24 protein-coding genes are annotated in these 24,113 nt (G+C 49.8%); 8 read left to right on the top strand and 16 right to left on the bottom strand.

Annotated elements, in window-relative coordinates; all coding sequences use genetic code 11:
* Positions 1 to 97: 97 nt before the first annotated feature.
* A complete protein-coding gene (locus HMPREF1051_RS09930; protein WP_003767997.1) occupies positions 98 to 703 on the bottom strand; it encodes a phosphatase PAP2 family protein in 606 nt (201 codons plus the stop codon).
* Between the two features lie 145 nt (positions 704 to 848).
* On the opposite strand from HMPREF1051_RS09930, the gene HMPREF1051_RS09925 reads away from it, so the two are divergent.
* Positions 849 to 1,172: a hypothetical protein gene (locus tag HMPREF1051_RS09925; protein WP_003767999.1), complete on the top strand. Its 324-nt coding sequence runs from the start codon at positions 849 to 851 to the stop codon at positions 1,170 to 1,172.
* A 115-nt stretch (positions 1,173 to 1,287) separates the two neighbouring features.
* Here HMPREF1051_RS09925 and mpl read toward each other — a convergent pair whose 3' ends face one another.
* Positions 1,288 to 2,664, bottom strand: a complete 1,377-nt coding sequence (gene mpl, locus HMPREF1051_RS09920; protein ID WP_003768038.1) for a UDP-N-acetylmuramate:L-alanyl-gamma-D-glutamyl-meso-diaminopimelate ligase — start codon at positions 2,662 to 2,664, stop codon at positions 1,288 to 1,290.
* Positions 2,665 to 2,798: 134 nt separating this feature from the next.
* Here mpl and HMPREF1051_RS09915 point away from each other — a divergent pair, with 134 nt between their 5' ends.
* On the top strand, positions 2,799 to 3,521 hold the full coding sequence (locus HMPREF1051_RS09915; RefSeq protein WP_003768019.1) for an O-methyltransferase: 723 nt from the start codon (positions 2,799 to 2,801) through the stop codon (positions 3,519 to 3,521).
* A 59-nt stretch (positions 3,522 to 3,580) separates the two neighbouring features.
* Here HMPREF1051_RS09915 and HMPREF1051_RS09910 read toward each other — a convergent pair whose 3' ends face one another.
* Both HMPREF1051_RS09910 and HMPREF1051_RS09905 read right to left on the bottom strand, forming a co-directional pair.
* Positions 3,581 to 4,042 (bottom strand): DUF4124 domain-containing protein, encoded by a 462-nt coding sequence (locus tag HMPREF1051_RS09910; protein WP_003768023.1) that lies wholly within the window; start codon positions 4,040 to 4,042, stop codon positions 3,581 to 3,583.
* Between the two features lie 22 nt (positions 4,043 to 4,064).
* The gene (locus HMPREF1051_RS09905; protein WP_003742028.1) at positions 4,065 to 4,259 is read right to left on the bottom strand and encodes a hypothetical protein; all 195 of its coding nucleotides are present in this window, start codon (positions 4,257 to 4,259) and stop codon (positions 4,065 to 4,067) included.
* Positions 4,260 to 4,358: 99 nt separating this feature from the next.
* Here HMPREF1051_RS09905 and HMPREF1051_RS09900 point away from each other — a divergent pair, with 99 nt between their 5' ends.
* Together HMPREF1051_RS09900 and HMPREF1051_RS09895 are read left to right on the top strand one after the other, a co-directional pair.
* Complete coding sequence (locus tag HMPREF1051_RS09900; RefSeq protein ID WP_003768011.1) at positions 4,359 to 5,987, top strand: ABC-F family ATPase; 1,629 nt, start codon at positions 4,359 to 4,361, stop codon at positions 5,985 to 5,987.
* An 837-nt stretch (positions 5,988 to 6,824) separates the two neighbouring features.
* The gene (locus HMPREF1051_RS09895) at positions 6,825 to 7,202 is read left to right on the top strand and encodes a DUF5339 family protein (protein WP_003768017.1); all 378 of its coding nucleotides are present in this window, start codon (positions 6,825 to 6,827) and stop codon (positions 7,200 to 7,202) included.
* A 267-nt stretch (positions 7,203 to 7,469) separates the two neighbouring features.
* Here HMPREF1051_RS09895 and HMPREF1051_RS09890 read toward each other — a convergent pair whose 3' ends face one another.
* The 4 genes from HMPREF1051_RS09890 to alaS all read right to left on the bottom strand — a co-directional run bounded on the left by HMPREF1051_RS09890 (position 7,470) and on the right by alaS (position 12,563).
* Positions 7,470 to 8,078, bottom strand: coding sequence for a class I SAM-dependent methyltransferase (locus HMPREF1051_RS09890; protein ID WP_003768014.1), 609 nt, complete (start codon positions 8,076 to 8,078; stop codon positions 7,470 to 7,472).
* A gap of 177 nt (positions 8,079 to 8,255) precedes the next feature.
* The gene (locus HMPREF1051_RS09885; protein WP_003768002.1) at positions 8,256 to 9,104 is read right to left on the bottom strand and encodes a CPBP family intramembrane glutamic endopeptidase; all 849 of its coding nucleotides are present in this window, start codon (positions 9,102 to 9,104) and stop codon (positions 8,256 to 8,258) included.
* Between the two features lie 384 nt (positions 9,105 to 9,488).
* On the bottom strand, positions 9,489 to 9,839 hold the full coding sequence (locus tag HMPREF1051_RS09880) for a VOC family protein (protein WP_036492886.1): 351 nt from the start codon (positions 9,837 to 9,839) through the stop codon (positions 9,489 to 9,491).
* Between the two features lie 102 nt (positions 9,840 to 9,941).
* On the bottom strand, positions 9,942 to 12,563 hold the full coding sequence (gene alaS, locus HMPREF1051_RS09875) for an alanine--tRNA ligase (protein WP_003768025.1): 2,622 nt from the start codon (positions 12,561 to 12,563) through the stop codon (positions 9,942 to 9,944).
* A gap of 228 nt (positions 12,564 to 12,791) precedes the next feature.
* Here alaS and HMPREF1051_RS09870 point away from each other — a divergent pair, with 228 nt between their 5' ends.
* Together HMPREF1051_RS09870 and HMPREF1051_RS09865 are read left to right on the top strand one after the other, a co-directional pair.
* Positions 12,792 to 13,922, top strand: a complete 1,131-nt coding sequence (locus tag HMPREF1051_RS09870) for a polyamine ABC transporter substrate-binding protein (protein WP_003768034.1) — start codon at positions 12,792 to 12,794, stop codon at positions 13,920 to 13,922.
* A gap of 198 nt (positions 13,923 to 14,120) precedes the next feature.
* Positions 14,121 to 15,002 carry a YicC/YloC family endoribonuclease gene (locus HMPREF1051_RS09865; protein ID WP_003768028.1) on the top strand — a complete coding sequence of 294 codons (882 nt, stop codon included), beginning with the start codon at positions 14,121 to 14,123 and terminating at the stop codon, positions 15,000 to 15,002.
* Positions 15,003 to 15,077: 75 nt separating this feature from the next.
* Here the strand turns inward: HMPREF1051_RS09865 and rpiA are convergent, their stop codons facing one another.
* From rpiA to dnaQ, 4 genes are all read right to left on the bottom strand, one after another.
* Positions 15,078 to 15,749, bottom strand: coding sequence for a ribose-5-phosphate isomerase RpiA (gene rpiA / locus HMPREF1051_RS09860; RefSeq protein WP_003768007.1), 672 nt, complete (start codon positions 15,747 to 15,749; stop codon positions 15,078 to 15,080).
* Positions 15,750 to 15,819: 70 nt separating this feature from the next.
* A complete protein-coding gene (gene ispF, locus HMPREF1051_RS09855; protein WP_036492881.1) occupies positions 15,820 to 16,299 on the bottom strand; it encodes a 2-C-methyl-D-erythritol 2,4-cyclodiphosphate synthase in 480 nt (159 codons plus the stop codon).
* Between the two features lie 43 nt (positions 16,300 to 16,342).
* The gene (ispD, locus tag HMPREF1051_RS09850) at positions 16,343 to 17,029 is read right to left on the bottom strand and encodes a 2-C-methyl-D-erythritol 4-phosphate cytidylyltransferase (protein WP_003768044.1); all 687 of its coding nucleotides are present in this window, start codon (positions 17,027 to 17,029) and stop codon (positions 16,343 to 16,345) included.
* Complete coding sequence (gene dnaQ, locus HMPREF1051_RS09845) at positions 17,026 to 17,748, bottom strand: DNA polymerase III subunit epsilon (RefSeq protein WP_036492878.1); 723 nt, start codon at positions 17,746 to 17,748, stop codon at positions 17,026 to 17,028. Before dnaQ ends, ispD begins: the two co-directional genes overlap by 4 nt.
* A gap of 381 nt (positions 17,749 to 18,129) precedes the next feature.
* Between dnaQ and HMPREF1051_RS09840 the strand changes: the two genes are divergently transcribed.
* Positions 18,130 to 18,612: a hypothetical protein gene (locus HMPREF1051_RS09840; protein ID WP_003768026.1), complete on the top strand. Its 483-nt coding sequence runs from the start codon at positions 18,130 to 18,132 to the stop codon at positions 18,610 to 18,612.
* A gap of 165 nt (positions 18,613 to 18,777) precedes the next feature.
* Here the strand turns inward: HMPREF1051_RS09840 and HMPREF1051_RS09835 are convergent, their stop codons facing one another.
* Positions 18,778 to 20,346, bottom strand: coding sequence for a YdgA family protein (locus tag HMPREF1051_RS09835; protein ID WP_036492892.1), 1,569 nt, complete (start codon positions 20,344 to 20,346; stop codon positions 18,778 to 18,780).
* A 197-nt stretch (positions 20,347 to 20,543) separates the two neighbouring features.
* Between HMPREF1051_RS09835 and uvrC the strand changes: the two genes are divergently transcribed.
* Complete coding sequence (gene uvrC, locus HMPREF1051_RS09830) at positions 20,544 to 22,379, top strand: excinuclease ABC subunit UvrC (RefSeq protein WP_003768005.1); 1,836 nt, start codon at positions 20,544 to 20,546, stop codon at positions 22,377 to 22,379.
* Positions 22,380 to 22,451: 72 nt separating this feature from the next.
* On the opposite strand, the gene HMPREF1051_RS09825 is transcribed toward uvrC, so the two are convergent.
* The 3 genes from HMPREF1051_RS09825 to nrdB form a co-directional block, all read right to left on the bottom strand.
* Positions 22,452 to 22,877 carry a hypothetical protein gene (locus HMPREF1051_RS09825; protein ID WP_036492875.1) on the bottom strand — a complete coding sequence of 142 codons (426 nt, stop codon included), beginning with the start codon at positions 22,875 to 22,877 and terminating at the stop codon, positions 22,452 to 22,454.
* Positions 22,878 to 22,952: 75 nt separating this feature from the next.
* The gene (gene yfaE, locus HMPREF1051_RS09820) at positions 22,953 to 23,255 is read right to left on the bottom strand and encodes a class I ribonucleotide reductase maintenance protein YfaE (protein ID WP_003768016.1); all 303 of its coding nucleotides are present in this window, start codon (positions 23,253 to 23,255) and stop codon (positions 22,953 to 22,955) included.
* Positions 23,256 to 23,374: 119 nt separating this feature from the next.
* The coding region (gene nrdB, locus HMPREF1051_RS09815; protein ID WP_003768040.1) for a class Ia ribonucleoside-diphosphate reductase subunit beta at positions 23,375 to 24,113 on the bottom strand (739 nt) is incomplete at its 5' end.

Raw genomic sequence — 24,113 nt, 5'->3', positions numbered from 1 at the left:
GTTGCCGCCTTGTCTCATTTTTATTTTAATCCACTATATGTTTGGGCTATGGTTCTGCGGTTGTTGTAGGACTTTCCATCATTCGGTAACAAAACGCTTAAACAGCCTTTTTTCTTGGAAAGATGATACAAGTAATTAAAAATATCAAAGTTCCCCCCACAAAATCAATAAAATGGTGTTGATAGACAAACAAGACTGAAATGGCGAGTAAAAATCCCCATATACCAAAAAATGATTTTAAGAATTTAGATTTGACTTCTCTGCAATAAACCTCAGCCGAAAGAAAAGCAAAACTCACATGCAATGACGGACATTGGTTAAAACTACTGTCTATTTTGCCCAATATATAAAAGAAAGATTTTAAAATTTGGTTATCGACTTCGGGTTTGGGAAAATAAAATTTCATTGGAAATATGACAAATAAAGCAGTAGGAACCGCAATTAAAAAGGCTGCCCTCTTTATCAGCAATTTCAAATTGCTTTCGTTCTTTTCCAAAAATATAGTGACTAAGAAGAAAACCTGAGACGTCATATAAGGCAACATAAATATGGGCAAAAAAGGAATATTCCTTTCCCAGTCCATAAAATATGAAGGCACATTATCGACTGTATAGGTATAAAACTCAGCCCCTTTGTACAAAATGACAAAAAATATCGATATAAAAATTGTATATTTAATCTTTAATTTTGACAGCTTATCCACGTGCAAATTTTCTCCAATCACAATTCCAACATAATCAAAATATCAGAATTTCATCACGATATCATATATGGTAATGATATGGAATATCTGACACTATTTGCACATAAGCATTAAATCGTAAGAAGAAATGTAGGGACTAAACAAAATGGAACATCTGATTAATTTTAGGGACGGTATCATTACTTATGAAAATTTATTTTGGTTATTTAAAAACGCCCCTCATGAAGCAATTGATCAACTTCAATTTGAAGAAGATCTATTACAAGTATCTTTCTTTGATGAGAAATACATTTTAGATGTTGGATGGTATCCGAATCCTAGAAAAAACGAGGTATTTAAAGTCTACGTCATTAAAAATTACGATTGGGAAAATCCACTATTTATCCGCTCTCATAAAAATATAAATCATTTGATTCCTATTATCGAACAAGGGATTAACTGTATATATAAGGAATACCTCCATCGGTGAGCCTAGTTTGGGTCATACCCAACCATCACATCCAAGCCTTCACAACAAAAAGGTCGTCTGAAAACCAAACTCCGGTTTTCAGACGACCTCAATCATTCCAAAATTTCAACCAACCTTATTTCAACGCTTCCAGCAGCTTCCCGTGTATCCCGCCGAAACCGCCGTTGCTCATCACCAAAATATGGTCGCCTGCTTCGGCATTTTTCACGATTTCGGCGACGAAGGCATCGAAGTCTTTGCCGACGTGCAGCTTGCCGCCCAAAGGTGCGAGGGCTTCGGCGACGTTCCAGTCCACACCGCCGGCGTAGCAGAACACTTGGTCGGCACCTTTTAGGCTTTCGGGCAGGGCGGCTTTCATGGTGCCGAGTTTCATGGTGTTGGAACGCGGCTCAAGGACGGCGAGGATGCGTGCGTTTCCGACGCGCTGGCGCAGGCCTTCGATGGTGGTTTCGATGGCGGTCGGGTGGTGGGCGAAGTCGTCGTAAACGGTGATGCCGTTTACCGTTCCTTTGATTTCCATGCGGCGTTTGACGTTTTTAAACGCGCTCAAGGCTTCGCAGGCCGTCTGAATATCGACTCCGGCATGGCGCGCGGCAGCGATGACGGCGAGCGCGTTCATGCGGTTGTGTCCGCCCATCAAATCCCATGCGACGTGTCCGGCTTTTTTGCCGTCAAGCAACACGTCGAACGAGCCGTCGGCATTGACTTCGCCGACCTGCCAGCCGTGTTCGGTGCCGAATTTTTCCACCGGCGTCCAGCAGCCTTTGTCCAAAGTGTCTTGCAGGCTTTGCTGCTGCCCGTTGCAGACGATTAAGCCTTCGGACGGCACGGTGCGCACGAGGTGATGGAACTGGGTCTGTATCGCGCCCAAGTCGGCGAAGATGTCGGCGTGGTCGAATTCCAGATTGTTCAACACGGCGGTACGCGGACGGTAATGCACGAATTTGGAGCGTTTGTCGAAAAAGGCGGTGTCGTATTCGTCGGCTTCGATGACGAAAAACGGCGATTTGCTGTTCGGGTCTTGGCGCGGCGTTTGCGGCAGACGGGCGGAAACGCTGAAGTTTTCCGGTACGCCGCCGATGAGGAAGCCCGGCGCGAGTCCGGCATATTCCAAGACCCATGCGAGCATGGACGCGGTGGTCGTTTTGCCGTGCGTCCCCGCCACGCCGAGTACCCAATGATGATGCAACACGTTTTCCGACAGCCATTGCGGGCCGGAAATATAAGGCAGACCGCGGTTCAAAATCGCTTCAACCACATCCATCCCGCGCTTGGCGACATTACCGATCACGTAAACGTCGGCTTTAAATTCGTCCAACTGCGCGGCATCGAAGCCTTCGTGTATGTCTATGCCCAAGGCTTCGAGCTGGGTGCTCATCGGCGGATACATCTTCGCGTCGCAACCGCTGACTTTAAACCCCGCTTCTTTGGCAATGGCGGCCACCCCGCCCATAAACGTGCCGCCGATACCGATAATGTGGATGTGTTTCATGATAAGACCGTCTTTTGAATGAAATAATGGGAAAGCCGCCATTATAGCGGAGTTTGGATGCAGGGGTCGTCTGAAAAGCGAAGCTGTGGCAAGATGGACAATATAGAGGATTTGAACTGAACAGGAGAAAGCCCATGCCCAAGCTGACACCCAAAATGTTCGCTTTTCTGCAAGCACCTCAAGCCGAATCCGTTTTGCTGCGGCTCTACACCCAAGCCTTAAAGCAAAACAGGCAGATGTTTTTTCATTTTCTGCCCAAGATTTTCAAGCTGTTGGGCAAAGGACTGGATTGGACGGGGGAAAACGAAAGTTTTTACGAAGACAAATACATCCCCATCGCACCGCAACAAGGCAAGTTTTTGTATATGCAGGCTTTGGCATCGGGAGCAAAAAACATTGTCGAATTCGGGACTTCCTACGGCATTTCGACGCTGTATCTTGCCGCAGCCGCCAAGCGCAACGGCGGGCGCGTCATCACTTGCGAATATCTGCCGCACAAAGCCGCAGCAGCGAGAAAACATTTTCAAGAAGCCGGTTTGGCAGACTATATCGAGCTTCGAGAAGGCGATGCGCTGGAAACCTTAAAAAGCTTAGACATCTGCCCCGATTTCGTCTTACTCGACGGCTGGCCGGATTTGGTATTCCCCGTATTCAAGCTGCTTGAACCTAATCTTGCCGACCGCGCGGTCATCGCCGTGGATGATGTGGAAGGCTTCTCACCTGCCATGCAGGATTATCTCGATTACGTCCGCCATCCTGAAAACGGTTATATTTCAAGCACATTAAAACCTTATAAAGCGCTGGAATATACGATCAAGACAGGTAAACCGAAAAGGTCGTCTGAAAACTCGGTTTAGGCAAAATAGAATTGCCTGACCGGTTTTCAGACGACCTTTTATTGCTATCTTTGCAACCATCACTGCTCGGGCATCATCTCACCTTCACCGCCCATACTGTTTGCCGCATTAACCCGTTCCTGCGCGGCTTTCACTTGATTCTCCAAACCTTTAATCCGTTCTTGATAGCGGGCGTAGTTTCGCTCATTGCCATAACGGACTTGTTTGCCCTCTTCCAGATTTTTCTGTGCCTGAGCCAATTCGTTTTGCGCCGAAGATGAACCGGACATTGCGCCGGCCGGTGGAGACGGCATTTGTTCGGAAGGAACGTTTCCTGAAGCAGCGTTTGCTGATGCCGAGTGTGCGGACGGTGCGGCGGAGGTATAGACCGAAGGTCTGCCGATATTGCCCGGTTTGCAGTTTTTGCCGCCGGTCTGCGTATAGGTTTTACGCCCCGATTTATCGATACATTCAAATACGGGCGATGCCGTCGTAGTGGCGGAAAATGCGAGCAGTAATGTGCTTAAAATCAATTTATTCATTCTTATACCTTTCATCAAATCATTAAAACCATATCCACCACACCACCAAAGCAATGATCATCACTAAATTGGCAATAATAATCGGCTTCCATTGCCGAGGTGCGTGGCGCAATTCTGCGCCCGAACGTGTGCGGCGGATGTAGAAAAACGGACTGAGCAGCATGGATGCGGCGCACAACAGAATAATCACGGCGTAATAGATTTTTTCGGTTTCCATTTCCTCCGCCCCCGTTTCAGACGACCTATACAAAATATGCTACAATCGCCGGCGATTATAACACCCTGTTTATCTATATTTATAAAGGTTTTACCAATAATGATTTCTACCAACGGCATTACCATGCAGTTCGGCGCGAAGCCGCTGTTTGAAAACGTATCCGTCAAGTTCGGCGAAGGCAACCGCTACGGCTTGATCGGCGCGAACGGTTCGGGCAAATCCACCTTCATGAAAATCCTCGGCGGCGATTTGGAACAGACTGCGGGTGAAGTGGCGATTGAAAACGGCGTACGCTTGGGTAAGCTGCGCCAAGACCAGTTTGCCTACGAAGACATGCGCGTGCTGGACGTGGTGATGATGGGGCACACCGAAATGTGGGCGGCGATGACCGAACGTGATGCGATTTACGCCAACCCCGAAGCCACCGAAGACGACTACATGAAAGCCGCCGAACTGGAAGCCAAGTTCGCCGAGTACGACGGCTATACCGCCGAAGCGCGCGCCGCCGAGCTGTTGAGCGGCGTGGGCATTTCCGAAGATTTGCACAATGCGACCATGGCGGAAGTCGCCCCGGGCTTCAAGCTGCGCGTATTGCTGGCGCAAGCCCTGTTCTCCAAACCTGATGTTCTCTTGCTTGACGAGCCGACCAACAACTTGGACATCAACACTATCCGCTGGCTGGAAGGCGTGTTGAACCAATACGACTCCACCATGATTATCATCTCGCACGACCGTCACTTTTTAAACGAAGTCTGCACCCACATGGCGGATTTGGACTACAACACCATCACCATCTACCCGGGCAACTACGACGACTACATGCTCGCCTCTGCCCAATCGCGCGAACGCGCCCTGAAAGACAACGCCAAGGCAAAGGAGAAACTGCAAGAGCTGCAAGAGTTCGTCGCCCGCTTCTCCGCCAACAAATCCAAAGCCCGCCAAGCAACCAGCCGTCTGAAACAGGCAGACAAAATCAAAGCCGAGATGGTCGAAGTCAAGCCTTCCACCCGCCAAAACCCGTATATCCGCTTTGAAGCCGATGAAAAAGCCAAGCTGCACCGTCAGGCGGTGGAAGTCGAAAATCTGGCCAAACGCTTTGAAACCCAGTTGTTCAAAAACCTGAGCTTCATCCTCGAAGCCGGCCAGCGCCTCGCCATCATCGGCCCCAACGGCGCGGGTAAATCCACCCTGCTGAAACTCCTTGCCGGCGCGTTCAACCCCGAATATTCAGACGGCCTCACCCCCGATGCAGGCACCATCAAATGGGCGGAAAAAGCCAACGTCGGCTATTATCCGCAAGACCATGAAAACGACTTCGATGTCGATATGAACCTGAGCGAATGGATGCGCCAATGGGGGCAGGAAGGCGACGACGAACAAGTCATCCGCGGCACTTTGGGACGTTTGCTCTTCGGCAGCAACGACGTGGTGAAAAAAGTGCAGGTCCTCTCCGGCGGCGAAAAAGGCCGTATGCTCTACGGCAAACTCCTGCTGCTGAAACCCAATGTGCTGATTATGGACGAACCGACCAACCACATGGACATGGAAAGCATCGAATCGCTGAACATGGCGCTGGAGAAATACAACGGCACGCTGATTTTCGTATCGCACGACCGCCAGTTCGTCTCTTCACTCGCCACCCAAATTATCGAGCTGGACGGCAAGGGCGGCTATGAACACTATCTGGGCGATTACGAAAGCTATCTGGAGAAAAAAGGGATTGTGTAAAAAAACATGAACGCCAATCTGCGAAAACCGCTGCAAAACCCGCTTACGCTCATCGTATTGCTCGCATTGAGCTAGTATCTTACGCAAGACGGTAAGGTACACTTGGTTGATGCCGAACAGCTTATCGGAAAGGTCGTTCAGTCGCCTGGCTATTTAACGAGTTCGGCGTAGCAGGCGCGGGGGGGGCTTTCTAGGCGTTGTATAGATTGTCTGCCTGTTTTTAACCATTCGTTCATATCGGGCGTGGCAGCAAGATAAGTAGCAGTAAACAAAAAGCTCAGGCAGTCTGAAAAATGTCTTTCAGACTGCCTGAGCTTTTTAGTCAATAAAGGAAGACAACAAATAAAAAACAAACAGCATAACTATATGGCAAGTTATCTTACTAATGCTATAGTTTATAGATAATTCAATATAGTTTAATTACCCTTACTCCTCAAAAATAATTAACTAAATTGTCTATATTCAAAATACATTTAATATGACATATAAAATTTAATTACACCCATCCGAAAACAGCTTGAATTACCGTGATTTAACCGATTTTGAAGTTATTTTACTAAGTTAAATATACATGGTCTAAACCCTCTATGCCACATTAATTCAAACAACAGCAAAAATGAATTAACCCTTTAAAATAGAAGGGAATTAGCTTCCCTATCCATAAAAAAATATTCCTTAGTCACGGTATTCATTACTTAACTTTTTTCTTCCAAACCGTCCTAATTTCGCCTAATCCCATGATTTAAGTCAGGGAAATAAAATGACTATGCTTGACACTCCACAGGAATGGTTTAACATACAATTTCTTTTTTAACCAAGATTCAAAAAGAGAGACTCATGAAAAAATCAGCTTTATTGGCAACTTTGTTGGCCGCTCTGACCTTGTCCGCATGTGGTGGTGGTTCTTCTGCTGTTTGTGATGAATATGAAAAAGCTTTTGCTGACGCTACTAAAAACGTCGATGCAGCTACAAAAGATATGATGCAAAAATCATTCGAACAAACCAAAGAAGCTTTGAAAAACTTGCCTGCTGACCAACGTGATGCTACTTGTAAAACATCGTTGGATGCGTTGAAAGGCAACGCTCCGGCTGCATCTCCTGAAGATAAAGCAGAAGAAGCTAAAGAAGCAGCAGAAGACGCTAAAGAAGCAGCTGCCGATGCTAAAGAAGAAGCAAAAGATGCTGCTGAAGCAGCTAAAGAAGAAGCCAAATAATACAATGCATTTGGTAAAAAACGGATTCTGGTTATTCAGAGTCCGTTTTTTATTACTTATTATTTATACATTAAATAATTCAACTATTATAAGAAATATATACAAACTAACTTTAGATATAGTTCATAAAGTAATAAATATCTATTTTTACCTACAAGCCGTCCCCATAAGGCAAGCGGGATTCTTAAAATACAGAGTAAAGGTCGTCTGAAAATAGCTTTCAGACGACCTTTACTTTCAATTTACAGAAAAGAAAAACCATGCAAGCTACTGACCAAGAAACAGATTACTCCACGCTTTGAAATTCAAAGTGAAATTGCGTTCGCTGCCATATTCATCCGCTGTCTTAAACCCGTTTTGCCGCATTAAAGCGCGTAATTCGGCGCGGCTCGGTTTATCGGGGTCGCCTGCCGTTTCGGAAACCGACAGCAGCCCGTCGGGACGAAGCAGCCTGCGGAACTCTGCCAAATATTCGGCTTGGTTGGCGACTTCGCCCAACACGGTAATCAGCACAATGCGGTCAAACGATTGATCGGGAAAATCAAAATGCGTGCCGTCGCACAGATAATAATCGACGTTTTCGATATGCCGACGACGCAAACGTTTTTCGGTATAAGCCAACATTTCCGGCTGTATATCCGCTACCACCAATCGTCCTTGCGGAACTGACTGCGCCAGTGTCGGGCTGAAATAACCCGCCCCGCAGCCCACTTCTAAAATGCTGTGGTGCGGCGCAAGGTGCAGCCGTTGCACGATTTGTTGCGGCGAAAGTGCCCAGTTGCGCAAAGGAATCAGCAGAGTGAATGCAAGTTGATGCGGGAAGATTTTGCCTTTTTGCGTGAGTCCCTGCCAAATGCTTTTGAGCGTTTTAAACATAAGGATTCCTTTGGGTAATGTTGTTTTGCATTGTGCCTGCACAATATACAGTATAAAAATAGTGCGCGTTTTTTCCAATCATCACAAAAAGCAGCCTGCACTTCGATTTTTGAACATGCAGGCTGCTTTTTATAGAAAGAGGTCGTCTGAAAATAGATTTCAGACGACCTTTGATATTCAGTCCCATTGGGTACATGACCCAAGCTCCGTTTGCTTGCCATTAAATGAACACATCGCCTTACGCCAAAAAACCATCACAATTGCCGCCGCAATGATGATGATTCCGTATGGAATCATACCGTCTCCGTTTTCATATGCCGCCCGTCCGCCCGGAAAGCCTGTACGCGCGGTATTGGCAACCGTGTGGCACGCAATCAATACAAATACCGAACCGCCGCTGCCGTTATACAGCCATACATAGATAATCCTCACGGCAACCGTCCCTGCCAGCCCCCATGCGATCAGTTCGGCAGACTGCCCCACGGCAATCATGGACGGCAAATGCCACAATGCCCACGGCACCCCGATAATCAGTGCCGTAACGAGCGGGGTAAAACGCCGTTGCAGACTTTCCGTAGCGTAGGCGGCATAGCCCAATTCCTCGGCAACTGCCGCGATAAAGAACATGACGAACGCACCGGCAAGCGGCGCAAACGATACGGATAAGGCGGGTATGATTTGTCCTGTTTGGCGTATCGCGACATAAGTCAGCAGATAAAGCAGGGGAAAAATCAGTATTGCCGTCCAAAAATAGGCAAAATGCTTTATCCGCCCGTAATCAAACACACGCCCAAACAGGCTGCGCACCGCCGCCATTCCGCCCTCGCGGTAACGCAACAACGCGGCGGCAACCGTCGGGGTGAGTGCCGCGCCGATGTCGGTCAGCGGTAGATTATCAGGCAGAGGACTGTGTTTAAGAAACAAAGACAGCAGCCAAAACGGCGCGCTCAAAGCGTACACCAGCAGAAAGTATTGCCACGGATGCGAATAACCGGCTGTCGGTTTTTCTGAAGGGAGGCTCTGCATGTTATTCCTGTTCGTTCAGTCAATAAGTTAGCAGGGGATCAGGTACGGCCTGCTGCATGATGTACAGTATAAAAATATTGCGCGTTTTTTCCAATCATCGTGAAAAGCAGCCTGCACTTCGATTTTTGAAAGTGCAGGCTGCTTTCGATAGAAAGGCCGTCTGAAAATTATTTCTCAGGCAGCTTTGAGATTACGGGTAATATGGGGATTTCGTTGGATCATGACCCAAGCTGCGTTTGCTGCCGACTGGATTACGGCATGGTTTGGAATCATTCGGTAACGACAAAACCGCGTGCGTGCGTACCGCACACACCCTACACCTTAATCTTAAGGTTTGCATCGCCCGCAGGTAGGGTGTGTGGCGTAGCCACGCACTCGGTTGGCTTATTCATGCTGCAAAATATTCACCAATCGCCCAAACGGATCGCGCACAAAAAAGCGGCGCACGCCCCAAGGTTCAGTAGTCGGCCCATATTCAGGCGTGAAACCAGCATGCTGCATCCGCTCTAATAATTCGTCCAGATTATCCACCTCAATAGACAAATCAGGCACAGGCATGCCAGAACCGCCTTCACTGGCAAAACTGACCTGCACAGACATAGTCGTATCCTGTCCGTAGGTCTGTATCCACCCATGATCCATCAGCAATTCCAGTCCAAGCAAGTCATGGTAGAAAGCCTTTGCTGCGGCGGGTTGGGTTGCGTTTATATTGGCCACAATGCGTTTAACGCCCATGCTCAATCCTTATTTTAAAGCGGCTGAATAATCAGACAGCAATATTCAATATGAGTTTTAGGCTACCTGAAACCCACTTTCAGGCAGCCTGCACTTTTCTAATTACAGCTTCTCTCTAACCCAGCCTTCTGCCGAATCCAGCATCGTGCCGACTTGGGAAGCATCCGTCCCCCCAGCCTGTGCCAAATCCGGTCGGCCGCCGCCTTTGCCGCCGACTTGTTCGGCTGCAAATTTGACCAAATCGCCGGCTTTCACCTTTCCTGTCAGGGCTTTGGATACGCCGGCGCACAGGGAGACTTTGCCGTCGTTCACTGCTGCCAAAAGAATCACGGCGTTGTCGGATTTGCCGGTTAAATCGGTAACGATTTCGCGCAGGGCGGCTGCGTCGGCTTCGATTTGGGCGGCGACGAGTTTGGCTGCGCCCAAGTCTTTGGCGTTGTCCAAGAGTTTTGCGCCTGCGTGGACGGCGAGTTCGGCTTTGGCTTTCGCCAACTCTTTTTCCAAGGCTTTGGCGTTGGCGGCGTTGGCTTGGATTTTGGCGAGTACGTCTTTTTCGGTTTGGGCTTTGACTTCGGCGATGATGTTTTTCATCAGGCTTTCTTGGTTTTGCGCCCATGCCAGCGCGGCAAGGCCGGTGATGGCTTCTACACGGCGGATGCCTGCGGCGATGCCGCCTTCGCTGATGATTTTGAAGAAGCCGATGTCGCCGGTGCGGGCGACGTGGGTGCCGCCGCACAGTTCGGTGGAGTAGTCGCCCATGGTGATGACGCGGACGAAGTCGCCGTATTTTTCGCCGAAGAGCATCATGGCACCGGATTTTTGCGCGTCTTCAATGGACATGGTTTCTACTTTGACGGGCACGTTGGCGATAATCGCGGCGTTGACGCGGCGTTCGACTTCGGCGATTTCTTCCGCACTGATGCCTTGCGGGTGGGAGATGTCGAATCGGGTCAGCTCGGCGTTTTGCAGGCTGCCTTTTTGTTCGACGTGTGTGCCCAAAACATCGCGCAGGGCTTTGTGCATCAGGTGGGTAACGCTGTGGTTGCGCATGATGCTGTCGCGGATGTCATTGTCGATTTCGGCAGATACGGCATCGCCCACTTTCAGACGACCTGATACGACTGCGCCGAATTGTCCGTGTACGGCGGCTTTGATTTTCTGCGTGTCTTCGACGCGGAAGCGGTTTTCGCCTGCGAAGATAAAGCCTATGTCGCCGACTTGGCCGCCGCTTTCGGCGTAGAACGGGGTTTGTTCCAAAACGACTACGCCTGCTTCGCCTGCTTGGAGTTCGTCCACGGCTTCGCTGCCTTTGTATAAGGCGATGATTTTGGTTTCTTGGCTGCGTTTTTCGTAGCCTGTGAACTCGGTGTCCGCGCCTGTGTAGTCCAGTTGCGCATTGGCTTTGAAGTTTTGCGCGGCGCGGGCGCGGGCGCGCTGGGCTTCCATTTCGCGGTTAAAGCCTTCTTCGTCCAAGTCGATATTGCGTTCACGGCAGATGTCGGCGGTCAAATCGTATGGGAAGCCGTAAGTATCGTAGAGTTTGAAGATGATTTCGCCGTCCAGTTTGTTGCTGCCTTTAGTCAAGGCGTTTTCCAGCAAAGCCATGCCGGTTTCCAAAGTTTGAGCGAAGCGGCTTTCTTCGTTTTTCAGGGCTTCTTCGATTTGGGCTTGTTTTTCTTTCAACTCAGGATATGCGTCACCCATCGCTTTGACCAAATCAGGCACGAGTTTGTAGAAAAACGCCTGTTTCTGACCGAGTTTGTAACCGTGGCGAACGGCGCGGCGGATGATGCGGCGCAGTACATAGCCACGACCTTCGTTGGACGGCATCACGCCGTCGGCAATCAGGAAGGAGCAGGAGCGGATGTGGTCGGCAATCACTTTCAGGCTCGGCTCGTCCATGCTGAACGGCGCGCCGGTTTCGCGGGCAACGGCTTTGAGCAGGTCTTGGAACAGGTCGATTTCGTAGTTGCTGTGGACGTGCTGCATTACTGCCGCCATGCGCTCCAAGCCCATGCCGGTATCGACGGACGGCTTGGGCAGCGGGTTCATGTTGCCTTGCTCGTCGCGGTTGAACTGCATGAACACGCAGTTCCAAATTTCAATCCAGCGGTCGCCGTCTTCTTCAGGGCTGCCGGGAATGCCGCCCCAAATTTCTTCGCCGTGGTCGTAGAAAATTTCGGAACACGGACCGCATGGGCCGGTGTCGCCCATCTGCCAGAAGTTGTCAGACGCGTATTTCGCGCCTTTGTTGTCGCCGATGCGGACGATGCGCTCGGCAGGCATACCGATTTCGTTCAGCCAGATGTTGTAGGCTTCGTCGTCTTCGGCATATACGGTCGCCAGGAGTTTGTCTTTGGGGATGTTCAGCCATTCGGGGGAAGTGAGGAATTCCCAAGCGAAGTGGATCGCGTCGCGTTTGAAGTAGTCGCCGAAGGAAAAGTTGCCCATCATTTCAAAGAAGGTGTGGTGGCGGGCGGTGTAGCCGACGTTTTCCAAATCGTTGTGTTTGCCGCCGGCGCGTACGCATTTTTGCGCGGTGGTGGCGCGGTTGTATGGGCGTTTGTCGAAGCCGAGGAAAACGTCTTTAAACTGGTTCATGCCGGCGTTGGTAAACAGCAGCGTCGGGTCGTCGTGCGGCACGAGCGAGGAAGAGCGGACGATGGTGTGGCCTTTGGATTCGAAGAATTTTAGGAATTTTTGGCGTAGTTCGGAGGTTTTCATGATATTTCGATGTCTCTACTAAAAAGGTTTCAGACGACCTTCCCGGCCGTATGTAATTGTGAAAAGAAAATGGGTGCTATATTACCGCAAAACCTTGTTTCTAGCTATTGAATCAGGGACTTTCAGACGACCTTCCGACTATCGCCCCAATGGAAATTGCTATCAGATAGTGCGTGCCTGATTTATAATCTCTTACTTTCCCTTCCACCCGATATGCAAGGAATGATAATGACCAAACATCTGCCACTCATCGCCCTGACCGCCGTCATGCTCGCCGCCTGCGGAGGTTCGGATAAAAACACCTCCGACAAAGCGGGTCAGGCGGGAAACCAAAATGTATTGAGGATTTACAACTGGTCGGAATACGTCGATCCCGAAACCGTCGCCGATTTTGAAAAGAAAAACGGTATCAAGGTAACTTACGACGTGTACGACAGCGATGAGACGCTGGAAAGTAAAGTATTGACCGGAAAATCGGGCTACGACATCGTTGGCCCGTCCAATACCTTCGTCGGCAGGCAGATTAAGGCTGGGGCTTATCAAAAAATCGACAAGTCCCTGATTCCCAACTATAAAAACCTCAATCCCGAACTGATGAAACTGATGGAAGGCGTCGATCCGAGCCACGAATACGCCGTTCCGTTTTATTGGGGAACCAACACCTTCGCCATCAATACCGAGCGCGTGAAAAAAGCCTTGGGCACGGACAAACTGCCGGACAACCAATGGGATCTGGTGTTCAACCCCGAATACACATCCAAGCTCAAACAATGCGGCATCAGCTACTTGGACAGCGCGGCGGAAATTTATCCTATGGTGTTGAACTACATGGGTAAAAACCCCAACAGCAACGATACCGAAGACATCAAGGCGGCAACCGAGCTGCTCAAGAAAAACCGTCCCAACATCAAACGCTTTACCTCGTCCGGTTTCATCGACGACTTGGCGCGCGGCGACACTTGCGTCACCATCGGCTTCGGCGGCGACTTGAACATCGCCAGACGGCGTGCCGAAGAAGCGGGCGGCAAAGAAAAAATCCGCGTCATGATGCCCAAAGAAGGCGTGGGGATTTGGGTGGACTCCTTCGTTATCCCGAAAGATGCGAAAAACGTCGCCAACGCCCACAAATACATCAACGACTTCCTCGACCCCGAAGTCGCCGCGAAAAACGGCAATTTCGTCACCTACGCCCCTTCCAGCAAACCCGCACGCGAATTGATGGAAGCCGAGTTCAGGGACGACCGCACCATTTTCCCGAGCGACGAAGATTTGAAAAACAGCTTCATCATGGTCCCTATCCAGCCCACCATTTTGAAATTCATGGTCCGCCAATGGCAGGGCGTGAAAGCCGGAAAATAACTTGATACGGATGGATTAAAGGTCGTCTGAAAACTTGAAATACGGGTTTTCAGACGACCTTTTTGTATAAACATCAAACAGGTTTCTTGCAGCTGTCTTTTACCCTTCTCATCCCCATCCACCATACTTGCAGTCATCAAAGTCCAGATATGATATAGTCCCTCCACTTTCACTCGTATTTTGAAACGGAGTAAAACCATGACTCAATCCATCCATATCCACAGTATGACCGGCTTTGCCAATGCCGCAGGAGAATGCGGCGGCAAGCGCGTGAACTTGGAAATCCGCGCGGTGAACCACCGTTATCTGGATGTCCAATTCCGTATGCCTGAAGAATTGCGTTATCTGGAAGGCGCGTTGCGCGAGAAAATTGCGGCTTCGGCCACACGCGGCAAACTGGAATGCCGTATTCAGTTGCAGGACGCGGCAGTCGGCGGGCAGAGTTTGGAAACCAATGAAGAATTGGTAAAACAGTTGGCCGATTTGAACAAAACTTGGCGCAAGGAACACGGTTTCGGCAAGCTGACAGTCGCTGAAGTGTTGCGCTTTCCTGGGGTATTGGCAGGTCAAAGCGAAGACCCCGAAGCTTTGGCGAAAACCGTGCAAGAGCTGTTGGACGAAGCGTTGAAAGAGTTTGCCGCCGCCCGCAAACGCGAAGGCAAAAAACTCGGCGAACATCTGTTGCAACGTTTGTCCAGCATGGAAGAAATCGTGGATGCCTTGAGCGAGCTGTTCCCGAGCCTGCTTCAGGCGCATATGGACAAGGTGAACGCGCGTTTGGCGGAAGCAGTCGGCAATATCGACAACGACCGTTTGCAACAGGAATTTGCGCTGTTTATCCAAAAATCCGATGTTGACGAAGAATTCAGCCGCCTGCGCACGCACATCGCCGAAGTCCGCCGCATCGTTACGGAAAACAAAGGCAGCGCGGGCAAACGCTTGGACTTCCTGATGCAGGAATTGAACCGCGAAGCGAACACGTTGGGCAGCAAAGCGATCGCGGCGGAATGCACGCAGGCTTCGGTCGAACTGAAAGTTTTGATCGAGCAAATGCGCGAGCAGGTTCAAAACATCGAATAAGCCTTCAAAAATAAAACAAAGGTCGTCTGAAAAGCCATTTTCTGCTTTTCAGACGACCTTTTTCTTAATGGATGCTTAGTTTTGTCCGGGTTTGATGACTTTGACGCCCTGTTCTGTACCCAAAATCAACACATCCGCGGCGTTGCGGGCGAAGATGCCGTTTTCGAGAACGCCGGTGATGCGGTTAATTTCGTCTTCCATAGTCAGCGGACGGTCGATATGCAAGTCATAGACATCAATGATTTGGTTGCCGTGGAAGGTGGTGTAGTTCAGGCGTAATTCAGGCTGTCCGCCCATTGCCAAAAGTTTGCGTGACACCAGCGAACGCGCGCCGGGCAAAACTTCTACGGGCAGCGGGAATTTACCCAAACGCGAAACATATTTGCTCTCGTCGGCAATACAGATGAATTTGTCGGACGCGCTGGCGACAACTTTTTCGTTTAAATGCGCGCCGCCGCCGCCTTTAATCATTTGCAGCATATGGTTCACTTCGTCCGCACCGTCAACATAGACAGCCAGCCCCATCACATCATTCAGCGATACTTCGGGGATGTCGTATTTCGCCATCAGTTCGCTGGACTTTTTAGAAGTCGAAACCGCGCCTTTGATTTTTTTGCCGCTTTTGCCCAACGCTTCGATAAACATATTGACGGTCGAGCCGGAGCCGATACCGATGTATTCGTTTTCGGGTACGAATTCCACCGCTTTCTCGGCGGCAATGCGCTTCAATTCGTCTTGAGTAGCCATGAGTTCTCCTTAATGGGATGTCGGTTGATGGGCATATGTTAACATTTTCATGCCATTTGTGCTTGCCTGCTTACGCTTTTTCCAGCAACACCGCCGCCTGTGCCTCGATGGCTTCCATGCGCCCCAGATAGCCGAGTTTTTCGTTGGTTTTGCCTTTGATATTGACACAGGCCGTCTGAATGCCCAAATCGGCGGCAATGTTGGCGCACATGGCGGGAATGTGCGGCGCGAGTTTGGGCTTTTGTGCGATGATGGTCGTGTCCACGTTCACAACGCGCCAACCTAGAGCCTGCACGCTTTGATACGCTTCGCGCAGCAATACGCGGCTGTCGGCATCTTTGAACTCGGCAGCGGTATCGGGAAAATGGCTGCCGATGTCGCCCAGACCCGCCGCGCCAAGTAAAGCGTCAGTAATCGCGTGCAACAGCGCGTCGGCATCGGAATGACCGAGCAGGCCTTTTTCAAACGGGATCTTTACGCCGCCGAGAATCAAATCGCGGCCTTCGACGAGTTGGTGGACATCGTAGCCTTGTCCGATGCGGATATTCATGTTTTGTCCTTTTTTCAATGTCAGGTCGTCTGAAAAACGGGTTTCAGACGACCTGTAACAACAGCCTTACAATCAATTCATCCTGCGGCAGCGTCAGCTTCAAATTGCGCGTATCGCCCTGCACCAGCAGCGGCTGCACACCCAGCTTTTCCACTGCCGACGCTTCGTCTGTAATATCGCTCAAATCCTCTGCCGACAAAGCACGGTGCAATAAGGCCGTCTGAAAAAGCTGCGGGGTTTGCGCCTGCCATAATCCGGCGCGGGAAACGGTTTCGCCGATATGGTTTTTACCGTCAGCGCGTTTGAGCGTATCGGCAACGGGTATTGCCAAAATACCGCCCTGTTCTTGCCCGCCAGCTTCTTCAATCAGACGGGTCAACGCCTCAGGCGGCAGGCAGCAACGGGCGGCATCGTGAACGAGAATGTTGTCCTGCTCCGCCGCCAAGCCTTGCGCCAGCAATGCGGATACGCCGTTGCGCACCGTTTCGGCACGGCTTGCTCCGCCTACACGAAATACGTGTGTTTTACTGGAAGGGGTCGTCTGAAACGTTTGGTCTTCGGACGATACGATAACGGCAATCAAATCAATGACAGGATGGTTTTCAAAAATGTCTATCGTATGCTGCAACACGGTTTTGCCGTTGATTTCAACGTATTGCTTGGGCTTTCCCGCCCCAAAGCGCGCTCCGATACCGGCGGCCGGAATCAGGGCGATATTGCGGCGCGTCATGCTTCGGCTCCGGCTGTTTCGGCTTTGCGCCACAGACAGGCTTCGCCCAAACCGTCCAGATATTGTTCGTGTGCGGCGAGTTCCTCTGCGTTGGCTTTGATAACCTTCAAATGAGCCGGACGCTTGGTTTCGGCAATAATGACCGGTTTGACTTCCTCGTCTTCTTCTTTTTCGCCGCCCATTAAATCAAACTGCTGGCGCGTCATGGCGAGATAAACCTCACCCAAAAGCTCGCAGTCAATCAATGCGCCGTGCAGCACGCGCTTGCTGCGGTCGACAGAAAGGCGGTTGCACAAAGCATCCAAACTAGCTTTCTGCCCTGGGAACATTTCCCGCGCCATCGCCAGCGTGTCGGTTATGGTACAGCCAAGCTCCTCGATGGAAGGCAGTCCCATACGGCGGAATTCCATATTCAAGAAGCCGACGTCAAACTTGGCGTTGTGAATAATCAGCTCGGCATCGCGTATAAAATCGGCAATCTGCCGCCCTACTTCGGCAAACGGCGGCGCGTTTTTCTCTTCCAAAACCTCAATGGTCAAGCCGTGCACCTTCGCCGCTTCTTCAGGCATGTCGCGCTCGGGATGAACGTATAAATGAAGGTTGTTGCCGGTTATTTGGCGATTGATCATTTCCAGACCGGCAAACTCGACCAAGCGGTCACCGCCTTCGGCATAAAGGCCCGTGGTTTCGGTATCAAGGATAATCTGGCGTTTGCTCATAGGAATATTCTGTATAGCGTTCATTGATAAAATGCCTTGAATCATACGCAAGGCTGCTACAAATGTATAGTCGGTAAAGCTCAGGGCCTATGTATTTGAATACAATATTTCTTAGGACATGAATACTGCCCCGACAAGAGATTTTGCTGACAATTTTTCAGACGTATTGATCTTTACATTCCCGCTAAGGCTCATTTTCTCTAAATTCCGAGTAAATCACTCAAGATTTATCAATTTCAAAAAATTAATTTCCATAAAAATCATTATCTTATTACCTATTCTCATAATAATAACAATTATCATTTGCAAATTTTGAAATTATCCGTATAATGCATTCCATCGAAACGAAATCAACGCGCCACAGAACGAAAGGAGAAGAAAATGCCTGAAAATATTTTCCAGCAAGTCTCTCTCGACATTCTGAGACTGCACCAACATACCATCCGCTCTCTTTTGGCAACCCAGTGTTGCGATGATTGCGAAGTACATGATGCCGTATATGTTACGCTCGATGGTCGTTATTATGTTTGGCTTCCCTGCATGGGTAAATCGGAGCAGCCGCAAACCGGCATCCTCCTGATTGAAGATGAAGACAGTCATTCCCGTTTAAGCTGGGTCGCCAGCACTCGGGAGGTCAAACAAAAAGACAGTTTGTACAGCCGCGTCGTTTCCGTTTTACAACACAAAATGCAGAAGGCAAAAGAGAAGTTTATTCATGCGTCTGATGCCCGTTTGCTTGAACTGACACCGCAGCAGGGTCGTTTGACGACCAAAAGCAAAGATTTGTCGCTTTCACCCTATGATTTGATGAAGGCACTTTATCCGGCAACCCATCAACGTCAATTAGAAGAGTTCGCCCTGTAACAGTTTTGGTAGTGGTTTGTGTTCCTTTTGCGCCCCTTAAAATTAAAGGGGCGATTTTTTTTGCCTGCAACTCAACATGGCTTCCATCAAACCAATCAAAAAGGTCGTCTGAAATCGGATTCAAACTTCAAATCCGGTTTCAGACGACCTTTTGTCTATTGCCGTTTACTTGCCTGCTTCAGATGAAGACAGGTTTTCCGGCAACATGTCCTGCTCGTCAAAATCAGGCTCAGGCTCGTTTTGCAACACCTTGCCATTCAATTTCAATTCGTTGTTTTGCAGGGTCAGATGGGTTTTGATGTTGTTTTCTTCCAAAGTCAGGTATTGCTCCTGCGCCATACTTTTCACAGTGCTGTCCACCATCAGACGCAGCGTTTCATTGATGTCCTCAATTCCTGCGCGTCCGGCTTCTTCATCCTCGGCATTGACGCTAAACAGGCTGCGCGCTTGGTTGATTGCCATCTGCTCCAACAGTTTTTTCGGAACGCTCACATTGAAATCGGCATGGGTTTTTTTCAACATTTCGCTGAGGCTGTTCAAATCTTTTGCCACCAAGCCTTTAAAGGCTAGTTTACCGCTGACATCCACTTGACCTTGCGGCATGATGAATTTGAATGTCTTGACATTCAGCACCGGATCATTGGTGAATAAACCCGAAGCTTCGTTTTTGGCGGTTTGGAGCAAGGCGTTTTGGATCTCTTCCTCGCTCATTTTCTTATTGGCGACTTCGGCAAGCTTGGATTTTAAAGCCTGCAAACCTTTGCCGTCCAAATGCTCTGCTGCCACATTGATATCCAACGGACCATATTTATCTTCGCCATAAACCAGCTCTTCAAATTGGAACCGTCCTTCGCTATTGATAAACTTATCAACTTCGTTGGTATTGGTATCAAATTTCAGTTTGCTGACTTCGATTTTGGAAGGCGCGATACTGCCGGTCGGATTGACAAATGCTCCGATCTGCAGATTGGTCACAAGGTTGATCAGCTCGTTCAGCTTGACGTTGTAATCAATATTTTCTTTCCATTGCAGCAGGAATTTATCCAAAGTAATGCTGCTTTTGCCCAAAGAAAGCTTGTTGAGTCCGTCTGAAGTTTCAGATTGAAAATGTAGGTTTTCCATCGAAACATCGCCCTTGTCCGCCAGCTTGAGCTGCAAAGACGGAGCGGTATAATCATGACGGTAGCTTTGGAAATCTTTTTCGTAATCGGTGTTGCCGCTCAAGCCTTTCCAGCTGAGCTTGATGCCGGACAACTCTTCATAGTCGAAAGCCGGAACGCTGAGTTGAAGCTTGCCGCTTCCGCCGAAATAAATCGTATTGCTCATGGACAAAGGAGCTTGTTGGCCAAAGAAGCGAGACAATACTTTTTCGGTTTCCGGATGGTATTTGAACTCTGTTTCCACATGAGCCTGAGTACCGAAACCGCCGGCAAACGGGCCATGACTGATATGGTTCACAACCGTAATCGGCTCTTGCAAGACGGTTTTCAGATTATCGGGCAGATATTGCTGGGTATTTTGAAGCAATGTCGGTTTCAGGCGTATGACCGTAGTTTCGGTCGCACCGAACCAGCCCCGATCATATTGGTGGGATTCTACGGTTAGAAAACCTGATTCCTGCAACAGCTTTTGTTGTGCAGTCAGGGTTTCTTCTGCTTTGATGCCGAAGTAGTAAGGCGCACCGAGGCCCGCGGCGATGGCTACGGCTACGGTCGAAATAAGATACTTTTTCATTGCTACAAACAGATAGGTTGAAAGCGATAAGAATAGCATTTTTTGACCGATTTGTCTTTTGGGTAGCTTAGACGGTACAAATTAGTCCATATTTGGTACTTTTCCATCCTCATGAACCAGCTGCTTATGTTCCATTATCCCAAGCGTTCTGATTTATAATCGGGTCGTCTGAAAACCTGCCCACTACCATCCGCCCCATGACCACGGACTTCGACATCCCTCTCTTCCTCAAAAACCTGCCCAACCTGCCCGGCGTGTACCGTTTTTTCGACGAAGGCGGCAGCGTCTTATACGTCGGCAAAGCAGTCAACCTCAAGCGGCGCGTGTCTGGCTATTTCCAAAAAAACGACCATTCCCCGCGCATCGCCTTGATGGTGAAACAGGTTCACCACATCGAAACCACCATCACCCGTTCCGAAGCCGAAGCGCTGATTCTCGAAAACAACTTCATCAAAGCCCTGTCGCCCAAATACAATATCCTTTTCCGCGACGACAAAAGCTATCCCTACCTCATGCTCAGCGGACATCAATATCCGCAGATGGCGTATTACCGCGGCACGCTGAAAAAGCCGAACCAATACTTCGGCCCCTATCCCAACAGCAACGCCGTGCGCGACAGCATCCAAGTCCTGCAAAAAGTCTTCATGCTGCGCACCTGCGAAGACAGCGTGTTCGAACACCGCGACCGCCCTTGCCTGCTGTACCAAATCAAACGCTGCACCGCGCCCTGCGTCGGACACATCAGCGAAGAAGACTACCGAGACAGCGTGCGCCAAGCCGCCACCTTCCTCAACGGCAAAACCGACGAACTGACCCGCACCCTGCAACACAAAATGCAGACCGCCGCCGCCAACCTGCAATTTGAAGAAGCCGCCCGCTACCGCGACCAAATCCAAGCGCTCGGCATCATGCAGAGCAACCAGTTCATCGACAGCAAAAACCCCAACAACCCCAACGATATCGACCTGCTTGCGCTTGCCGTTTCAGACGGGCTTGTCTGCGTACACTGGGTCAGCATACGCGGTGGGCGGCACGTCGGCGACAAAAGCTTCTTCCCCGACACCAAAAACGACCCCGAACCAAACGGACAAGACTACGCCGAAGCCTTCGTCGCCCAACACTATCTGGGCAAAAGCAAACCCGACATCATCATCAGCAACTTCCCCGTCCCTACTGCATTGAAAGAAGCATTGGAGGGCGAACACGCCAAACAAATGCAGTTCGTAACCAAAACCATAGGCGAACGCAAAGTCTGGCTGAAAATGGCGGAACAAAACGCACAGATGGCAATAGCCCAACTCCGCCTGCAACAAAGCAGCCAGCAACACCGCATCGACGAGTTGGCAAAAATCCTGAACATGAATTCAGACGACCTCAACCGCCTCGAATGCTTCGACATCAGCCACACCCAAGGCGAAGCCACCATCGCCTCCTGCGTCGTGTACGACGAACAAGACATCCAACCCTCGCAATACCGCCGCTACAACATCACCACCGCCAAACCCGGCGACGACTACGCCGCCATGCGCGAAGTCCTCACCCGCCGCTACGGCAAAATGCAGGAAGCCGAAGCCAACGGCGAGGCCGTCAAATGGCCGGATGTCGTATTGATTGACGGCGGCAAAGGACAAATCGGCATCGCCGTGTCCGTATGGGAAGAACTCGGGCTGCACATCCCCTTGGTCGGCATCGCCAAAGGCCCCGAACGCAAAGCCGGCATGGAAGAACTCATCCTCCCGTTCACCGGCGAAACCTTCCGCCTGCCGCCCAACAGCCCTGCCCTGCACCTCCTGCAAACCGTGCGCGACGAATCCCACCGCTTCGCCATCACCGGCCACCGCAAAAAACGCGACAAAGCCCGCGTTACCTCGTCCCTCAGCGACATCCCCGGCGTAGGCAGCAAACGCCGCCAAGCCCTGCTTACCCGCTTCGGCGGCCTGCGCGGCGTCGTCGCCGCCAGCAAAGAAGATTTGGAACAAGTCGAAGGCATCAGCAAGGCATTGGCGGAGACCATTTACGAGCATCTGCATTAAACAATGGGGTAAATAAAGCAAGAGGTCGTCTGAAAAGTTTTCAGACGACCTCTTGTTGTTCGCTATGCTGCCTCAAAAACAATATTTTTTTAAAACCTTATTAGGAACATATTGATAAATATCCTGAAATTCTTTCTTTACCGCGCCTGAAGCAGGATTCAGCTTCTCATTCCGCACCAATTTTATTTTATCTTTAGTTACTTCCGACAACGATGCAGCGGTATAGCGGTATTCTTGATGCCAACCTGCTGTCAAACGGCCTCGGGTAAATTCATACTGATATTTATCCTTTCCCGTTTCCCCATAAAAATCAACATCCATCCTGCAAAGTCCTTGCGGTTGGGCAAACAATACCAACCCGCTTCCTTCCGGACTCAATTCAAAATCCGTCAAATCCCTTTCATAAACTTTTTTCCATTGGGAATGATGACTTTGAGCAGCAAGCAAACCTGAGCTCAAGAATAAAACTGAAACTAATAAACTCTTAACGACATTCATATGATTACACCTAAATTTGAAGAGCCTATGATTAAAACAAAGAACTGAAAATAATACAATTGGATTTCAATCGACTCAATCCCGCTCATCAAACAAACCGACATCGAACAAATCCGGTTCGCTCACCCGCCCGCGGCAATCGACCTTAATGTCCTCGTGAACCCGACAGCAACACGGCAGAATCTCTCCGGGCGCGACAAAGGCCAGCGGGAAACCGTCGTAAGACACCCTGCCGTCTAATATTTTGACGCGGCAGGAACCGCAATAGCCGCTGCGGCACTGGTATTCGACCTCGTGGCCGGTGCGCTCCAAGCCCTCCAATAAGGTTTCGCCCTCTTGCAGCTCGAAGGTTTTGTCGTGTGTACTGATAAGTGCCATTATTATCTGTTTAAGCGGGAAAGGTCGTCTGCACAGTGTAACCGAAATCTTTGATTTCGTTTCCACACCTGTTCAGACGACCCCTGATAATGAAAATGCGGAAAAACCGCTGAGTTTGATTACAGTTCGAAATCGCCCAAATCGTCGGCGCTGACTTCCGAATCAATTTGACCGATTAAGTAAGAAGAAATTTCCACTTCCTGCGGCGCGACCTGTACGTTGTCGGACGACAGCCACGCGTTAATCCACGGAATCGGGTTTTGGGTAGCACCTTCGAATCCGGCAGGCAGTCCGACCGCCTGCATACGCAGGTTGGTGATGTATTCGACGTATTGCGCCAGAATTTCCTTGTTCAGACCAATCATCGAACCGTCTTTAAACAGATAGGCCGCCCATTCTTTTTCCTGCTCCGCTGCTTTTTTGAAGAGTTTGAAACATTCGTCCTGCAATTCGACAGCGATTTCCGCCATTTCAGGATCGTCGGCACCGGCGCGCATCAGGTTGAGCATATGCTGGGTGCTGGTCAGGTGCAGGGCTTCGTCGCGGGCAATCAGTTTGATGATTTTGGCGTTGCCTTCCATCAATTCGCGCTCTGCAAAGGCGAATGAACAGGCGAATGAAACGTAGAAGCGGATGGCTTCCAATACATTCACGCACATCAGGCAGAGATAGAGCTTTTTCTTCAACTCGCGCAAAGACACGGTAACGAGCTTGCCGCCGACGTTGTGCGAACCTTCGCCCAACAGATTGTAATATTGAGTGTATTCAATCAAATCATCGTAATAGCAGGCAATGTCTTCAGCACGGGCGATGATGTATTCGTTCTGCACGATGTCGTCGAACACGACCGACGGATCG

Origin of the sequence: Neisseria sicca VK64 (assembly GCF_000260655.1) — a bacterium.
GTDB classification, from domain to species: Bacteria; Pseudomonadota; Gammaproteobacteria; order Burkholderiales; family Neisseriaceae; genus Neisseria; species Neisseria sicca_B.
The sequence above is the reverse complement of the archived record's forward strand: the minus strand, read 5'-3'. Positions and strand labels throughout refer to the sequence as shown.

What these genes read in the sequence shown, in the direction of transcription:
- HMPREF1051_RS09925 (WP_003767999.1), top strand. Translation starts at nt 849, where the DNA reads ATGGAACATCTGATTAATTTTAGGGACGGTATCATTACTTATGAAAAT.
- mpl (WP_003768038.1), bottom strand. Translation starts at nt 2,664, where the DNA reads ATGAAACACATCCACATTATCGGTATCGGCGGCACGTTTATGGGCGGG.
- HMPREF1051_RS09915 (WP_003768019.1), top strand. Translation starts at nt 2,799, where the DNA reads ATGCCCAAGCTGACACCCAAAATGTTCGCTTTTCTGCAAGCACCTCAA.
- HMPREF1051_RS09910 (WP_003768023.1), bottom strand. Translation starts at nt 4,042, where the DNA reads ATGAATAAATTGATTTTAAGCACATTACTGCTCGCATTTTCCGCCACT.
- HMPREF1051_RS09905 (WP_003742028.1), bottom strand. Translation starts at nt 4,259, where the DNA reads ATGGAAACCGAAAAAATCTATTACGCCGTGATTATTCTGTTGTGCGCC.
- HMPREF1051_RS09900 (WP_003768011.1), top strand. Translation starts at nt 4,359, where the DNA reads ATGATTTCTACCAACGGCATTACCATGCAGTTCGGCGCGAAGCCGCTG.
- HMPREF1051_RS09895 (WP_003768017.1), top strand. Translation starts at nt 6,825, where the DNA reads ATGAAAAAATCAGCTTTATTGGCAACTTTGTTGGCCGCTCTGACCTTG.
- HMPREF1051_RS09890 (WP_003768014.1), bottom strand. Translation starts at nt 8,078, where the DNA reads ATGTTTAAAACGCTCAAAAGCATTTGGCAGGGACTCACGCAAAAAGGC.
- HMPREF1051_RS09885 (WP_003768002.1), bottom strand. Translation starts at nt 9,104, where the DNA reads ATGCAGAGCCTCCCTTCAGAAAAACCGACAGCCGGTTATTCGCATCCG.
- HMPREF1051_RS09880 (WP_036492886.1), bottom strand. Translation starts at nt 9,839, where the DNA reads ATGGGCGTTAAACGCATTGTGGCCAATATAAACGCAACCCAACCCGCC.
- alaS (WP_003768025.1), bottom strand. Translation starts at nt 12,563, where the DNA reads ATGAAAACCTCCGAACTACGCCAAAAATTCCTAAAATTCTTCGAATCC.
- HMPREF1051_RS09870 (WP_003768034.1), top strand. Translation starts at nt 12,792, where the DNA reads ATGACCAAACATCTGCCACTCATCGCCCTGACCGCCGTCATGCTCGCC.
- HMPREF1051_RS09865 (WP_003768028.1), top strand. Translation starts at nt 14,121, where the DNA reads ATGACTCAATCCATCCATATCCACAGTATGACCGGCTTTGCCAATGCC.
- rpiA (WP_003768007.1), bottom strand. Translation starts at nt 15,749, where the DNA reads ATGGCTACTCAAGACGAATTGAAGCGCATTGCCGCCGAGAAAGCGGTG.
- ispF (WP_036492881.1), bottom strand. Translation starts at nt 16,299, where the DNA reads ATGAATATCCGCATCGGACAAGGCTACGATGTCCACCAACTCGTCGAA.
- ispD (WP_003768044.1), bottom strand. Translation starts at nt 17,029, where the DNA reads ATGACGCGCCGCAATATCGCCCTGATTCCGGCCGCCGGTATCGGAGCG.
- dnaQ (WP_036492878.1), bottom strand. Translation starts at nt 17,748, where the DNA reads ATGAGCAAACGCCAGATTATCCTTGATACCGAAACCACGGGCCTTTAT.
- HMPREF1051_RS09840 (WP_003768026.1), top strand. Translation starts at nt 18,130, where the DNA reads ATGCCTGAAAATATTTTCCAGCAAGTCTCTCTCGACATTCTGAGACTG.
- HMPREF1051_RS09835 (WP_036492892.1), bottom strand. Translation starts at nt 20,346, where the DNA reads ATGAAAAAGTATCTTATTTCGACCGTAGCCGTAGCCATCGCCGCGGGC.
- uvrC (WP_003768005.1), top strand. Translation starts at nt 20,544, where the DNA reads ATGACCACGGACTTCGACATCCCTCTCTTCCTCAAAAACCTGCCCAAC.
- HMPREF1051_RS09825 (WP_036492875.1), bottom strand. Translation starts at nt 22,877, where the DNA reads ATGAATGTCGTTAAGAGTTTATTAGTTTCAGTTTTATTCTTGAGCTCA.
- yfaE (WP_003768016.1), bottom strand. Translation starts at nt 23,255, where the DNA reads ATGGCACTTATCAGTACACACGACAAAACCTTCGAGCTGCAAGAGGGC.